General features: G+C 73.2%; 11 protein-coding genes. 8 read left to right on the top strand and 3 right to left on the bottom strand.

The features are described 5' to 3' along the window. The first annotated feature begins 62 nt into the window (after positions 1-62). Together scy and IE294_RS31570 are read left to right on the top strand one after the other, a co-directional pair. Positions 63-4,163, top strand: coding sequence for a polarized growth protein Scy (gene scy / locus IE294_RS31575; protein ID WP_189891727.1), 4,101 nt, complete (start codon positions 63-65; stop codon positions 4,161-4,163). 188 nt (positions 4,164-4,351) lie between these two features. Continuing rightward, positions 4,352-5,287: a coiled-coil domain-containing protein gene (locus IE294_RS31570; protein ID WP_189891725.1), complete on the top strand. Its 936-nt coding sequence runs from the start codon at positions 4,352-4,354 to the stop codon at positions 5,285-5,287. A 64-nt stretch (positions 5,288-5,351) separates the two neighbouring features. Here IE294_RS31570 and IE294_RS31565 read toward each other — a convergent pair whose 3' ends face one another. Continuing rightward, entirely contained in the window at positions 5,352-6,881 is a 1,530-nt protein-coding gene (locus IE294_RS31565) for an outer membrane protein assembly factor BamB family protein (RefSeq protein ID WP_229917447.1), read from the bottom strand. A 101-nt stretch (positions 6,882-6,982) separates the two neighbouring features. On the opposite strand from IE294_RS31565, the gene IE294_RS31560 reads away from it, so the two are divergent. The 4 genes from IE294_RS31560 to IE294_RS31545 all read left to right on the top strand — a co-directional run bounded on the left by IE294_RS31560 (position 6,983) and on the right by IE294_RS31545 (position 11,148). Continuing rightward, a complete protein-coding gene (locus IE294_RS31560) occupies positions 6,983-7,936 on the top strand; it encodes an ABC transporter ATP-binding protein (protein WP_189891723.1) in 954 nt (317 codons plus the stop codon). A gap of 4 nt (positions 7,937-7,940) precedes the next feature. Next, positions 7,941-8,714 (top strand): ABC transporter permease, encoded by a 774-nt coding sequence (locus tag IE294_RS31555; RefSeq protein ID WP_189891721.1) that lies wholly within the window; start codon positions 7,941-7,943, stop codon positions 8,712-8,714. A gap of 131 nt (positions 8,715-8,845) precedes the next feature. Next, entirely contained in the window at positions 8,846-10,267 is a 1,422-nt protein-coding gene (locus tag IE294_RS31550; RefSeq protein WP_189891719.1) for an ABC transporter ATP-binding protein, read from the top strand. Continuing rightward, entirely contained in the window at positions 10,264-11,148 is an 885-nt protein-coding gene (locus tag IE294_RS31545) for an ABC transporter permease (RefSeq protein ID WP_189891717.1), read from the top strand. The genes IE294_RS31550 and IE294_RS31545 overlap by 4 nt, the downstream gene beginning before the upstream one ends. A gap of 24 nt (positions 11,149-11,172) precedes the next feature. Here the strand turns inward: IE294_RS31545 and IE294_RS31540 are convergent, their stop codons facing one another. Next, positions 11,173-11,505 carry an Rv1322 family protein gene (locus IE294_RS31540; RefSeq protein WP_189891716.1) on the bottom strand — a complete coding sequence of 111 codons (333 nt, stop codon included), beginning with the start codon at positions 11,503-11,505 and terminating at the stop codon, positions 11,173-11,175. Between the two features lie 232 nt (positions 11,506-11,737). On the opposite strand from IE294_RS31540, the gene IE294_RS31535 reads away from it, so the two are divergent. Continuing rightward, positions 11,738-12,766 (top strand): LLM class flavin-dependent oxidoreductase, encoded by a 1,029-nt coding sequence (locus tag IE294_RS31535; RefSeq protein ID WP_189891714.1) that lies wholly within the window; start codon positions 11,738-11,740, stop codon positions 12,764-12,766. A gap of 118 nt (positions 12,767-12,884) precedes the next feature. Here the strand turns inward: IE294_RS31535 and IE294_RS31530 are convergent, their stop codons facing one another. Further along, entirely contained in the window at positions 12,885-13,277 is a 393-nt protein-coding gene (locus tag IE294_RS31530) for an SCO5389 family protein (protein ID WP_189891712.1), read from the bottom strand. Positions 13,278-13,552: 275 nt separating this feature from the next. On the opposite strand from IE294_RS31530, the gene nucS reads away from it, so the two are divergent. Further along, a complete protein-coding gene (gene nucS, locus IE294_RS31525) occupies positions 13,553-14,224 on the top strand; it encodes an endonuclease NucS (protein ID WP_189891710.1) in 672 nt (223 codons plus the stop codon). Positions 14,225-14,756 lie beyond the last annotated feature (532 nt).

Genomic DNA, 14,756 nt, shown 5'->3' with positions numbered 1-14,756 from the left:
CCGTTCGGCGGATGGACGGAGCTCGTTGGAGAAGCTGACCAGGGGACGGATGGGACCGCGCAGTGCGGGGCTACGAGAGCCAGGAGCGAGAGCCGGCGGCTGACGTCGACCACCTCTCTCGGTTCGAGGCCGAGATGAAGCGGCTGAGGACCGAGCGCGAGAAGGCGATCCAGCACGCCGAGGACCTCGGCTACCAGGTCGAGGTGCTGCGCGCCAAGCTGCACGAGGCGCGGCGCACCCTCATGACCCGGCCCGCCTACGACGCGGGTGACATCGGGTACCAGGCCGAACAGTTGCTCCGCAACGCCCAGATGCAGGCCGAGCAGCTGCGCCAGGACGCCGAGCGCGAGCTGAGCCAGGCCCGTGCGCAGACCCAGCGCATCCTTCAGGAGCACGCCGAGCAGGCGGCGCGGCTCCAGGCCGAGCTGCACCAGGAGGCGGTGAACCGGCGCCAGCAGCTCGACCAGGAGCTGGCCGAGCGCAGGGCCACCGTCGAGTCGCACGTCAACGAGAACGTGGCCTGGGCCGAGCAGCTGCGCGCCCGCACCGAGCAGCAGGCCCGCCGGCTGCTGGAGGAGTCTCGCGCGGAGGCCGAGCAGGCGATGGCCGCCGCCCGCGCGGAGGCCGAACGGCTGACCCGGGAGGCCCGGGAGCGGCTCCAGAGCGAGGCCGAGTCGGCGCGCGCGGAGGCCGAGCAGATCCTGCGCCGGGCCCGCGCGGACGCCGAGCGGCTGCTGAACGCGGCCTCCACGCAGGCGCAGGAGGCCACCGAGCACGCCGAGCAGCTACGGACGGCCACGGTCACCGAGTCGGACGCGGCGCGCCGGCAGGCCGCCGAGCTGAGCCGGGCCGCCGAGGAGCGGATGACGGCGGCCGAGGAGGCGCTGCGCAAGGCGCAGGCCGAGGCCGAGAAGGTGGTCACGGAGGCGAAGGAGGCCGCCGCCAAGGCCCTCGCCACCGCCGAGTCCGCCAACGAGACGCGGACGCGCACCGCCAAGGAGCAGGTCGCCCGGCTGGTCGAGGAGGCCACCAAGGAGGCCGAGCAGACCAAGTCCGAGGCCGAGCAGCTGGTCGCGGACGCCCGCGCCGAGGCCGAGAAGATCGTCGCCGAGGCCGCCGAGAAGGCCCGCTCGATCACCGCCGAGGAGACGGCCACCCAGCTGTCCAAGGCGGCCAAGACCGCCGAGGACGTCCTCAACAAGGCGTCCGAGGACGCCCAGAAGACCACCCGGGCCGCCGCCGAGGAGGCCGAGCGGATCCGCTCGGAGGCCGAGGCCGAGGCGGACCGGCTGCGCGCCGAGGCGCACGACATCGCCGAGCAGCTCAAGGGCGCGGCGAAGGACGACACCAAGGAGTACCGCGCCAAGACGGTCGAGCTCCAGGAGGAGGCCCGCCGGCTGCGCGGCGAGGCCGAGCAGCTGCGCGCCGACGCGGTCGCCGAGGGTGAGTCGATCCGCGCCGAGGCCCGCCGGGAGGCGGTGGCGCAGATCGAGGAGGCGGCCAAGTCCGCCGAGGAGCTGCTGGCCAAGGCCAAGGCGGACGCCGACGAGCTGCGGCAGACCGCGACCGCCGACAGCGAGAAGGTCCGCACCGAGGCCATCGAGCGGGCCACCGGTCTGCGCCGGCAGGCCGAGGAGACCCTGGAGCGCACCCGCAAGGAGGCCGAGCGGCTGCGCGCCGAGTCCGCCGAGCAGGCCGAGACGGTCCGGTCGGACGCCGAGAAGGCCGCGCGGGAGCTGCGCGAGGAGACCGAGAAGGCCGTCGAGTCCCGCCGTGCCGAGGCCGCCGAGGAGTTGAGCCGGCTCCAGACCGAGGCGCAGGAGCGGCTGGCGTCGGCCGAGCAGGCGCTGGCGGACGCTCGCGCCGAGGCGGCCCGGATCCGCCGGGAGGCCGCCGAGGAGACCGAGCGGCTGCGCGCGGAGTCCGCCGAGCGGATCCGTACGCTCCAGCAGCAGGCCGAGGCCGAGGCCGACCGGCTGCGGAACGAGGCCGCGTCCGACGCGTCCGCCTCCCGCGCCGAGGGCGAGGCCATCGCCGTACGGCTGCGGTCCGAGGCCGCCGCCGAGGCCGAGCGGCTGAAGGCGGAGGCGCAGGACTCCGCCGACCGGGTGCGCGCGGAGGCGCAGGCCGCCGCCGAGCGTCTCGGCGCCGAGGCGTCCGAGACGCTGGCCGCCGCGCAGGAGGAGGCCGCCCGGCGCCGCCGCGAGGCCGAGGAACTCCTCGGCGCCGCGCGCGAGGAGGCCGACCAGGAGCGGCAGCGGGCCCGCGAGCAGAGCGAGGAGCTGCTGGCCTCGGCGCGCAAGCGCGTGGAGGAGGCGCAGGCCGAGGCCACCCGCCTGGTGGAGGAGGCCGACCGGCGCGCCACCGAGATGGTCGCCGCCGCCGAGCAGCACGCGCAGCAGGTGCGGGACTCCGTCGCCGGGCTGCACGAGCAGGCGCAGGAGGAGATCGCCGGGCTGCGCTCGGCCGCCGAGCACGCGGCGGACCGTACCCGCCGGGAGGCCGAGGAGGAGGCGGACCGGGTCCGCAGCGATGCCTACGCCGAGCGGGAGCGGGCGAGCGAGGACGCCTCCCGGATCCGGCGCGAGGCGAACGAGGAGTCCGAGGCCGCGAAGGCGCTGGCCGAGCGGACGATGGCGGAGGCCATCGCGGAGGCCGAGCGGCTGCGCGCGGATGCGGGCGAGTACGCCCAGCGGGTGCGCACCGAGGCGTCGGACGCGCTGGCCGAGGCCGACCAGGCGGCGGCCCGCACCCGTGCGGACGCCCGCGAGGACGCCAACCGCATCCGCTCCGACGCTGCCACCCAGGCCGACACCCTCATCACCGAGGCCCGCAACGAGGCCGAACGACTCCAGACCGAGACGCTCGCCGAGGCCGAACGACTCCAGACCGAGACCGCCGCGGAAGCCCAGCGCATCCGCACCGAGGCGGCGGACACACTCACCGAGGCCACCGAGGCGGCGGCCCGCACCCGCGCCGACGCCCGCCAGGACGCCAACCGCATCCGCTCCGACGCTGCCACCCAGGCCGACACCCTCATCACCGAGGCCCGCAACGAGGCCGAACGACTCCAGACCGAGACGCTCGCCGAGGCGGACCGGGTGCGCACGGAGGCGCTGAGCGAGGCGGACCGGGTCCGTGCCGAGGCGGTCGCGAGCGCCGAGCAGTTGCTCGGGGAGGCGACCGACGAGGCCGAGCGGCTGCGGGCCGAGGCGGCCGAGACCGTCGGTTCGGCGCAGACGCACGCGGAGCGGCTGCGGGCCGAGGCCGAGCGGGCGAAGGCGGAGGCGCGGGCGGAGGCCGAACGGCTCGTCAACTCCGCGCGCCGGGAGGCCGAGCGGACCCTGGACGAGGCCCGCAAGGACGCCAACAAGCGGCGTTCGGAGGCGGCCGAGCAGGTCGACAAGCTCATCACGGAGACCACGGCCGAGGCCGACAAGCTGCTCACCGAGGCGCAGCAGCAGGCGCTGAAGGCCACCGCGGACGCCGAGTCGCAGGCCGACACGATGGTCGGCGCGGCCCGCAGCGAGGCCGACCGGATCGTCTCCGAGGCCACCATCGAGGGCAACTCCCTGGTGGAGAAGGCCCGGACGGACGCGGACGAGCTGCTGGTCGGCGCCCGCCGGGACGCCACCGCGATCCGACAGCGCGCGGAGGAGCTGCGCGACCGCATCACCGGCGAGATCGAGGAGCTGCACGAGCGGGCCCGTCGCGAGGCCGCCGAGACGATGAAGTCCACCGGCGACCGCTGCGACGCGCTCATCAAGGCCGCCGAGGAGCAGTTGGCGAAGGCCGAGGCGAAGGCCAAGGAGCTGGTGTCGGACGCCTCCTCCGAGGCGGGCAAGGTGCGGATCGCCGCGGTCAAGAAGGCGGAGGGGTTGCTCAAGGAGGCCGAGCAGAAGAAGGCTCGCCTCGTCAAGGAGGCCGAGGAGCTGAAGGCGGAGGCGATCCGCGAGGCCCGGCGCACGGTCGAGGAGGGCAAGCGGGAGCTGGAGATCCTGGTGCGCCGGCGCGAGGACATCAACGCCGAGATCTCCCGGGTCCAGGACGTGCTGGAGGCGCTGGAGTCCTTCGAGGCCCCGGCGGCCGGCAAGGACAACGGAGTCAAGGCGGGCGCCACGGTCGGTGCCCCCCGTTCGGGTGGCAAGTCGTCAGACAGCTAGCGTACGAGGTACGTTCGGGTGTCTCCTGGGGGCTTTGCCCGACTCCTTCGGCAGGCCGTCCGACGGTCAGCCACCCAAATGGGGTGCCATTCTCCGGATCAAAACCGTATCTGCTCGATGACACACCGCTTCGGCCCCTAGGATTCCCCTTATCACCTCACTCACCGGTCTCATTCGACAGGAACCCCATGAGCGACACTTCCCCCTACGGCTTCGAGCTTGTGCGGCGTGGATACGACCGCGCTCAGGTGGACGAACGTATCTCCAAGCTCGTCTCCGACCGTGACAGCGCTCTCGCCCGCATCACCGCCCTGGAGAAGCGGATCGAGGAACTGCACCTCGAAACGCAGAACGCCCAGGCCCAGATCACGGACGCCGAGCCGTCGTACGCGGGTCTCGGCGCGCGGGTCGAGAAGATCCTGCGCCTGGCCGAGGAAGAGGCCAAGGAGCTGCGTGAGGAGGCCCGGCGCGCGGCCGAGCAGCACCGCGACCTCGCCGAGTCGGCGGCCCAGCAGGTCCGCAACGACGCCGAGTCGTACGCGGCCGAGCGCAAGGCCAAGGCCGAGGACGAGGGCGTCCGGATCGTCGAGAAGGCCAAGTCCGACGCGTCCCAGCTCCGTTCCGAGGCCCAGAAGGACGCGCAGTCCAAGCGCGAGGAGGCGGACGCCCTCTTCGAGGAGACCCGCGCCAAGGCCGCGCAGGCCGCCGCCGACTTCGAGACGAACCTGGCCAAGCGACGCGAGCAGTCCGAGCGCGACCTGGCCTCGCGTCAGCAGAAGGCCGAGAAGCGCCTCGCCGAGATCGAGCACCGGGCCGAGCAGCTTCGCCTGGAGGCGGAGAAGCTGCGCACCGACGCCGAGCGCCGCGCCCGCCAGACGGTGGAGACCGCCCAGCGCCAGGCCGAGGACATCGTGGCCGACGCCAACGCCAAGGCCGACCGGATCCGTTCGGAATCCGAGCGCGAGCTGGCGGCGCTCACCAACCGCCGCGACAGCATCAACGCCCAGCTGACGAACGTCCGCGAGATGCTCGCCACGCTGACCGGTGCCGCGGTGGCCGCGGCCGGCACGTCGACCGACGACGAGCCGATCTCCCGGGGCGTTCCGGCGCAGCAGTCCCGGTAGGTCCGGGTAGTCGTACGACCCTTGAGGGGCGGTGGGACCTGGTCCCGCCGCCCCTTCGGCATCGCTAGCGCAGGCCGTACAGGGGCGGTTCCTTCGTGCCGTCGCCGTTGACGACGATCCAGGTGCCGTCCGCGCGCAGCAGTTGGGTGCGTCCGGCCAACCGGTTGGTGGTGACCATGACGCCGTCGTCCTCGCCGATCCGGTCCCCGTCGGCGGTGGCGAAGGTCCGCAGCCGGCCGTTCGGCCCGAGTACGGCGACCCGGTCGGGGGCGGTGGACACCAGCGCGGCGACCCCGTCCACCCCGGCGCGCCACAGCCGCCGCCCGTCGCCGAGGGAGTAGGCCGAGACGTGGTCGGCGTCGTAGCCGCCCGGCTTCTGGGTGGCGACGACGAGGGTGTTCCCGATGACCGTCGCCGGCAGGGCGGGCCGTGCCCTGAAGTCGTCGCCGCCGACCTCGCGGAGCATCAGGTCCTCGTCCTCGGTGGAGAGCGGGACGCTCACCGGGTCGGCGTCGCCGTCGGGGTAGGCGAGGACGGCCGCGACACCGCGCTCGTCGCGCTCCGCCAGCAGCAGGGTGAACGGTTCGGCGGAGAGCACCATGGCCGTGTCGACGGGGCTCTCCACGGGCAGTGCCCGGCTGCCGCGCCGCCTGCCGGTCGCGTCGTCCAGGGTCACCACCCGTCCGCCGCCCTTCTCCTGGGTGTCGCAGGTGACCACGACCCGGGCGGTGCCGCCGGCCGCGGAGACGACGTTCGGCGCGCATGTCCCACCGGCCTTCGTCCCGCGCAGATCGGTGGTCCAGCGCGGGCGGCCGTCGGTGAGGCCGTACGCGCGCACCCCGGTGTCGGTGAGCGCGAGGGCCACGTCGCCGTCGGTCGCGAGCAGGCTGTCGCTGCCGGAGGTGAACGCGGAGACGCCCTCGATCTTCCGCTCCCACAGCGTGCGGCCGGTGCGGGTGTCGACGCCCCACACGGTGTCACAGGGCTTCTCGTAGCGGGCGAAGGCGACCAGGCCGACGCCGTCGGCGACGCCCTCGCTCATCCCGCACACCGACTCGCGCACCGGCGCCCGCAGTGTCCAGCGGCGGTCGCCGTCGTGGGCGTCGTGGGCGACCAGCGCGTCGCCGCGCACCCGGACCACGGTCGAGCCGTGCTCGCCCACGGTCCACACGCCCTCGGCCCGGAGGCTCGACGGCCGGTCCCTCTCGGTCTGCCAGGCGAGGTCGAGCACCGGTCCGCGCATCCACAGGTACGCCTGCCACCCGGGCCACAGGGCGAGCAGCACGCCGGTGACGGCGAGGACGGCGGGCAGGACCTTGCCGGGGCGCCGGTCGGTGAACTTCCCGATGGTGAGCAGCAGGGCGATGTAGCCGGTGAAGGTCAGCGCGAACGCCAGGAGGAGGGTGGGTGTGGTGCCGTCCGGGCAGGGCCGGTACCGGCCGCCGCAGGAGCCGCCCGGGACGGACGTCCAGCCCAGGACGTGGAACTCCACCGCGAGCCCGGCCGCCGCACCGGCGGCCACCACCGCGAGCCCCGCCCGCGCTCCACGCCACTCCGCCCGCGGTCTGCCGTCCTGGACCACTGTCTCCCCCACCGTGTCCCGCCCCCCGGCGCCCCCCGCGCCGTTGAAGGGGGCTGGAGCATACCGCGCCCGCTCAAGTGGCAGCCGCCCCGAGCCCGTCTTAGCGTGGCCGCATGATCGAGCTGGACGGGCTGACCAAGCGGTACGGCGAGAAGGTGGCGGTCGACCACCTCACCTTCGCCGTCCGGCCGGGCATCGTGACGGGGTTCCTCGGGCCCAACGGCGCCGGGAAGTCCACGACCATGCGGATGATCCTCGGGCTCGACCGCCCCACCGCCGGCGACGTCCGGATCGACGGCACGCACTACGACCGGCTCAAGGACCCGCTGACGTACATCGGCGCCCTGCTGGACGCCAAGGCCGTGCACGGCGGCCGGAGCGCCTGGAACCACCTGCTGTGTCTCGCGCAGAGCAACGGCATCCCGGAGCGCCGGGTGGCGGAGGTCCTGGAGACGGTCGGGCTGACCGCCGTGGCCCGGAAGAAGGCCAAGGGGTTCTCGTACGGCATGGGGCAGCGCCTCGGGATCGCCGCCGCGCTGCTCGGGGACCCGCGGATCCTGATGTTCGACGAGCCGGTCAACGGCCTCGACCCGGAGGGCATCCACTGGATCCGGAACCTGATGAAGTCGCTGGCCGCGGAGGGCCGGACGGTGTTCGTGTCGAGCCATCTGATGAGCGAGATGGCGCTGACGGCCGATCACCTGGTGGTCATCGGGCAGGGGCGGCTGCTCGCGGACACCTCCATGGCCGACTTCATCCGGACGAACTCGCGGTCGTACGTGCGGATCCGCTCCCCGCAGCGCGAGCGGCTGCTCGACGTGCTGCACCAGGCCGGGATCACCGTCGTGGCGGCGGGCGGCGGGGCGCTGGAGGTGGAGGGCGGCAAGGCGGAGCAGATCGGTGAGCTGGCCGCGCGGTACGGGCTCGTGCTGCACGAGCTGAGCCCGCGGCAGGCATCGCTGGAGGAGGCGTTCATGCGGCTGACGGCACAAGCGGTGGAGTACCACGCGCAGGCCGGTCCCGGTCCCGTCCCGCAGGACTGGGGCGCCGGCTGGAAGGGGGCCTGACACCATGGCGGCCGTACAGGTCATCCGGTCCGAGTGGACCAAGATCCGGTCGGTGACGTCCACGGTGTGGACCCTGTCGCTGGCCGTGGTGGTCACCGTCGCCCTCGGGACGCTGATCTCCGCGCTGTCGAACCGGCAGTTCGCGAACATGCCCGCGCGGGAGCGGCTCTCCTTCGATCCCACGGTCGTCAGTTTCGCGGGCATGACCCTCGGCCAGCTCGCGATGATCGTGTTCGGGGTGCTGGTCGTCTCCACCGAGTACAGCACCGGCATGATCCGGGTCTCACTGGCGGCCGTGCCCCGGCGCGGCACCTTCCTGTTCGGCAAGGTCGCGGTGGCCGCCGCGCTCGCGCTCGCCGTCGGCATGGTGACGAGCTTCGCCGCGTTCTTCCTCGGCCAGGCCATGCTCGGCTCCCACCGGACCGCCATCGGCGATCCCGGCGTGCTGCGCGCGGTCTTCGGCGGCGGGCTGTACATGACCCTGATCGCGATGTTCTCCATGGGCGTCGCCGCGATGCTGCGCTCGCCGATGCTGTCCCTCGGCATCCTGATGCCGTTCTTCTTCCTGATCTCCAACATCCTCGGCAACGTCCCCGCGACCAAGAAGATCGGCCGCTTCCTGCCCGACCAGGCCGGCAGCCGGATCATGCGGGTGGTGCCGCGCGTGGCCGACGACACGCCGTACGGCCCCTGGGCCGGGCTCGGGATCATGGCGCTGTGGGTGGCCGCCGCGCTGGCGGGCGGCTACCTCCTCCTCAAACGCCGGGACGCCCAGTAGGCACCGCCGTCACACGCCGTAGTGCTCTGGCTTTACTTTCTTTTGGGCGGAACCGTCAGCGCCTCGATAAGCTCCTAACCCTTACGGGGGCGTGTGCCCCGCTGTCCTGAACCTTTCGATGGGTGCGGAGCATGATCGAGGCTGTCGGCCTGACCAAGCGCTACGGCGACAAGACCGCCGTGTACAACCTTTCCTTCCAGGTGCGGCCAGGAGCCGTGACCGGCTTCCTCGGGCCCAACGGCTCGGGCAAGTCCACGACGATGCGGATGATCCTCGGGCTGGACAACCCCACGTCCGGGTCGGTCACCATCGGCGGCTACCCGTACCGGAAGCTGCCCAACGCCCCCCGGCAGGTCGGCGCGCTGCTCGACGCCAAGGCCGTGCACGGCGGCCGGAGCGCCCGCAACCACCTGCTGAGCCTGGCCCAGCTCTCCGGCATCCCGGCCCGGCGCGTGGACGAGGTGCTCGGCGTGGTCGGCCTCCAGGATGTGGCCAAAAAGCGCTCCAAGGGCTTCTCGCTCGGCATGGGCCAGCGCCTCGGCATCGCCGCCGCGCTGCTCGGCGACCCGCAGGTGCTGCTCTTCGACGAGCCGGTCAACGGCCTCGACCCCGAGGGCATCCTCTGGGTCCGCAACCTGATGAAGGCCCTCGCCGCCGAGGGCCGTACGGTCTTCGTCTCCTCCCACCTGATGAGCGAGATGGCGCTGACCGCCGACCACCTCATCGTCATCGGGCGCGGACAACTGCTCGCCGACATGAGCGTGAAGGACTTCATCTCGGCCAACTCGGCCGACTTCGCGCGCGTCCGCACGCCGGACACCGAGCCGCAGCTGCGCGAGAAGCTGTCCTCCGCGCTCACCGGGGCGGGCGGGCACGTGCTGCCCGAGCAGGACGGCGCGCTCCGGGTCACCGGACTGCCGCTGCCCCGGATCAGCGACCTCGCGCACGAGTCGGGCGTCCGGCTGTGGGAGCTGTCCCCGCACCAGGCCTCGCTGGAGGAGGCGTACATGCGGATGACGCAGGGCGCCGTGGACTACCGCTCGACCATCGACCAGAAGGCGGGCCTCCAGCAGCCGCTGCCGCCCGGCGTCCAGCCGCCCATGCCGGTACCGGGCCAGGGCCAGCCCGGCTGGTACGCCCCGCCACCGCCCCAGCAGAGCGGCCAGCCCTTCGGGATGCCTCCGGCGGGCCCGTACGGCGGCGCCCCGGCGGCCGGATACGGCGCTCCGGGCGCGGCACCGGGTACGGCGCCCGGTGGCGCGGCGGGGGCGGCCAACCCGTACGCGCAGCCGAGCGCCCAGGGGCAGCCGCAGGCACCGGCTCAGCGGGCCGGACAGGCACCGCAGGCTCCCTCCGCCGGTCCGGCGCCGCAGGACCAGCCGCCCGCCCTGGCCAAGTCGACGCCGGCGGCCCCGGCGAGCGCCGCCGCCCCGCAGGCCACCGCCGCCCCCGCCGCCCCTTCCGCCCCGCAGCAGGCACCCGCGGCGGCTCCCCCGGCCGCCGCCTCCGCCTCCGCCCCCGCCGACCCGACCCAGCCCGAGGACGCCCGATGAGCACCCACCAGCCCCCCATGCCGCAGGCCCCGGCCGCCGCGCCTGACTGGCACGCGGCGCCCGGCGGGCCGTACCCCGGCTACACCTCGCCCATCCCGGTCGTGCGCACCCACCTCGGGCACGCGCTGGCCTCCGAGTGGACGAAGATCAGGTCGGTGCGCTCCACGATGTGGACGCTCGGCGTGTTCGTGCTGCTCGTCGTCGGCATCGGCCTGCTGATCGGCACGCTGGTCGAGGCCAACTCCGACTCCGGGAGCCTGAGCGGCGACAACCCGCTGGCGTTCGGCCTCTTCGGCCTGCTCCTCGGCAGCATCTGCGTCATCACGCTCGGCGTGCTGACCACGGCGTCGGAGTACGGCACCGGCATGATCCGGACGACGATGACCGCGTGCCCCAGCCGGGCCCGGGTGCTCGCCGCCAAGTCGATCGTGTTCTTCGCCGTCGCCTTCGTCGTCACCCTGGTCACCTCCGGCTTCGTGGCCGTGGTCCAGGCGTCCCTGCTGGAGAGCACCGGAGCCCGCACCCCGACCGGCGGCGACTGGATCAAGGCCACCGTCGGCGTCAGCCTCTACATGGCGCTGCTCGGACTGCTGTCGCTGCTCATCGGCTCGGTCATCCGGCACTCGGCGGGCGCCATCACCATCATGATCGGCGTGTTGCTCGCGCCGCTGGTGCTCGCGCTGTTCATGGTGACGGAGTCGCTGGACAAGCTGCGCCAGTGGCTCTTCGAGTACTCGATCCCCAACCAGCTCGGCGTCTTCTACACCAACCCCCTGACCGAGTCCGGCCCGTCCGGCTGGGACCCGCTGTGGATCATGATCGGCGTGACGGCGGCGGTGTACGCGGGGGCGTACGCGCTGCTCCAGAGCCGGGACGTGTGAGAGCCGGGACGGTAGCCGTACGGCTCAGAACCTCGGCGCGCTACGGGACCGCTGCACCCGCGTGGTGCGGCGGTCCTTCGCGTTCCAGCAGGCCTTGTGCCAGTGCCGGCGGTCGTCGACGCCCGCGTACTGCGGCCAGGCCACCACGTGCGGGACACCCGAGGGGATCAGCTGGTCGCAGCCCGGGCAGCGGTAGGTCTTGCCCTCCGCGCTGGCCCCGGCGACATGGCGCACGCTCCACTCCTCGCCCTGCCAGCTCTCCGTGGACTGCCAGCCGCCGTACCGGCCGGCGGGGTCGTCCTCGGCGCTCCGGCCCGACGATCCGGCTGCCTTCGGTCGGTTGCGACGCGGGGACACGGGACACCTCTCGGGGCTATACAGGGAGCACGGCTCCATCCAGCCTACGCGCCGTCGAGGCGGGTACGCGTGGGGTACGCGGAGGGAACCAACCCGTACAAGTCCCCCTCCCGCGCCACCCATTCTCCTGACAATCCGCAAATCCCTTCGGCCGGGCCGTGTCCTGGGCACGTGTCAGACGGTTATGCCGGGTGGGGAGCTCCGGGTCGGAGCCAAGGAAGCAGGAAATGCGATGCACGTAGGAAGTTTTGTGCTGGCGGCCCAGTTCCCGGGCCAGGGCCCGGGGGAGGCCCTGCACCGGGCCGTCCGCTCGGCGGAGGTCACCGAGCGGTCCGGGCTGGACGCGGTCTGGCTCGCCGAGCACCACTTCGTGCCCTACGGCACATGCCCGTCCGCGGTCACCCTGGCCGCGCTGCTGCTCGGCCGCACCCGCCGCATCCGGGTCGGCACGGCCGTCAGCGTACTGCCCACGGCCCACCCGGTCGCCCTCGGCGAGCAGGCCGCGCTGCTGCACCTGACCAGCGGCGGGCGGTTCACGCTGGGCATCGGGCGCGGTGGCCCCTGGGTGGACCTGGAGGTGTTCGGCGCGGGACTGGAGGCGTACGAACACGGGTTCCCGGAGTCGCTCGATCTGCTGCTGCGCTGGCTGGGCGAACCGTCCGTGGCGGCCTCCGGGGAGCGGTTCTGCTTCCGCGAGGTGCCGGTCGTCCCCCGCCCGTCGGATGCCCTGACGGACACGCCCGGCCCCGAGGTCGTCCTCGCCTGCACCTCACCGGCGAGCGTACGACTGGCCGCGGAGCGCGGGCTGCCCATGCTGCTCGGCATGCACGTCGGGGACGAGGAGAAGGCCGAGATGGTCGCCCTGTGGCGGCGCTGTGCCCGCGCGGCGGGCCGGCCGGCCGAGGAGATCGCGGGCGCCGCCCATGTCTCCGCCGGGGTCTGCCAGCTCGCCGACCGGCGCACGGACGCGGCGGAGACGCTGCTGAAGGCGATGCCCGGCTGGCTGCGGCAGGGCCTGGACGCCCATGTGACGGTGGACGGACGGGCGCGCGCGATGCGCGACCCGTACGCCTACACCGAACTGCTCTGCGGACTGCACCCGGTGGGCACCCCGCGGCTCGCCGCCGACCGGCTCGCGGCGACCTCGGAGCGCACCGGCATCTCCCGCTTCGCCCTCCTGGTGGAGGGCTCGGGCGACCTCGCGGCCACGGAGGAGAACCTACGGCGCCTGGGCGCCGAGGTGCTGCCCCAGCTGCGCTGACCGGCCCCCCACGCGCAAGCCACCTGGGGGGCTTGCCGCCCCGGTCCTCGATGCACCTCCCCCTCGGGTGGAACGGCAAGCCGGCGGCTGTCCGTCTCGGCCGTACCGGAACCGCGCGTCAGCAGTCCCGGAGCTCCGGCGACTGGTTCAGCAACTGGTTGCGCGCCGACGTGAAGCGGGCCAACGTCTCGTCCACCGAGGCGTCCAGCGGGAAGACCGCCACGCGGTGGCAGTTCTGGAATGCCAGCCGCACACCGAAGTGCCGCTGCAACGCGCCGCGTATCGCGTCACTCGCGAGCGCACGCAGCAGCTGACCGCGTGCCTGCTCGTCCGGCGGGGGCGTCTGGTTGTCGGCGAAGGGTCCGCCGTCCACCTTCAGCTGGGCCACCAGGGAGCTGATCATCTCCCATGCGTAGGGCAGGGAGGTCCGGACGCAGTCGACGAATGCTGCTTCGTCGACCTCGCCTCGCTCGGCCTGTTCGAGTAGGGCCGGTGAGACGTCGAGCGACATGGGTTCTCCTCTCGCACCCCCGAAGAACAGGGGTTGCCGGACAGATAGGGGAGTTCGCGATTTCGAACACGCTCAGTACAGGCGCCGCAACCTCCCGTTCCTACGGTAGGCAACGGTCGGTGACCACACCAGCAGAATGCGTATATGAACCGATCCCGTTACGCCCACAATCGGCCAGGGATGAACAAGAGTTTCAAGGGACAAATGGGGCGATCCACTGGGAGCTGGGCGGACGGATCGCGAGCACCGGCGGGCGTCGAGTAGCGTTGCCGACCATGCGTCTCGTCATTGCCCGCTGCTCGGTCGACTACGCCGGCCGGCTCACCGCCCACCTGCCCTCGGCCCCGCGACTGATCCTGGTCAAGGCGGACGGCAGTGTCTCCATCCACGCCGACGACCGGGCCTACAAGCCGCTCAACTGGATGTCGCCGCCCTGCACGCTGAAGGAGGGCGCGGGCGAGGACGAGGGCGTGTGGACCGTCGTCAACAAGGCGGGCGAGAAACTGATCATCACGATGGAGGAGATCCTCCACGACTCCTCGCACGAACTGGGTGTGGACCCGGGCCTGATCAAGGACGGCGTGGAAGCGCACCTCCAGGAACTGCTCGCCGACCGCATCGAGACGCTGGGCGACGGGTACACCCTCATCCGCCGCGAGTACATGACGGCGATCGGGCCCGTGGACATCCTGTGCCGGGACGCGGACGGCCAGACGGTGGCCGTCGAGATCAAGCGGCGGGGCGAGATCGACGGCGTGGAGCAACTCACGCGCTACCTCGACCTGTTGAACCGCGACCCGCACCTGGCCCCGGTCCGCGGCGTCTTCGCCGCCCAGGAGATCAAGCCCCAGGCCCGCGTCCTCGCCACCGACCGCGGCATCAACTGCCACATCCTGGACTACGACGCCCTACGCGGCATCGAGGACGACAAGCTCCGCCTGTTCTAGCCGACGGCTCCCGTCCCGTCCCGCGGCCAGGCACCGTTCCTCCGCCGCGACGGCGCCCGGCCACGACGGCGAGGACCGACGGTGCCGGACCGGCCCGAGCGCGCCGGGCACCGCCGGCGCGGCGGAAGAGGCAGTTACCGACCGCTCAAGGTTCCGGGCCGGCAAGGGAGTCACCCGCCCCCGCTCCACCGCCCACTCCTCCCGCCCCGCCGGCACCCAGCCACCACGGCGGGGACCGGCGGTACCCAACCGGCCCGAGCGCACCGCCGGACCGTCGTCGCGGTCGGGCGCGCCGGCGCGGCGGAAGAGGCAGTTACCGACCACTCAAGGTTCCGGGCCGACACGAGAGTCACCCGCCCTGCTCCGCTGCCCACTCCTCCCGCCGCGACGGCTCCCAGCCACGGCGGCGGGGGACCGGCGGTGCCGGGCCGGCCTCGGCGCGCCGGGTACTTTCGCCGCCGCCGGCCCCCTCTGCGCCGCCCCGCTCCTCCCGCCGTGACGGCGTCGGCGGGGTGCGGCGGCGTCTCGGCGG

The sequence above is a fragment of the Streptomyces canarius genome (genome assembly GCF_014650735.1).
In the GTDB taxonomy this organism is placed as follows: Bacteria; Actinomycetota; Actinomycetes; order Streptomycetales; family Streptomycetaceae; genus Streptomyces; species Streptomyces olivaceoviridis.
Note: the sequence above shows the minus strand (reverse complement) of the source record. Positions and strands in the feature narration are given on the sequence as shown.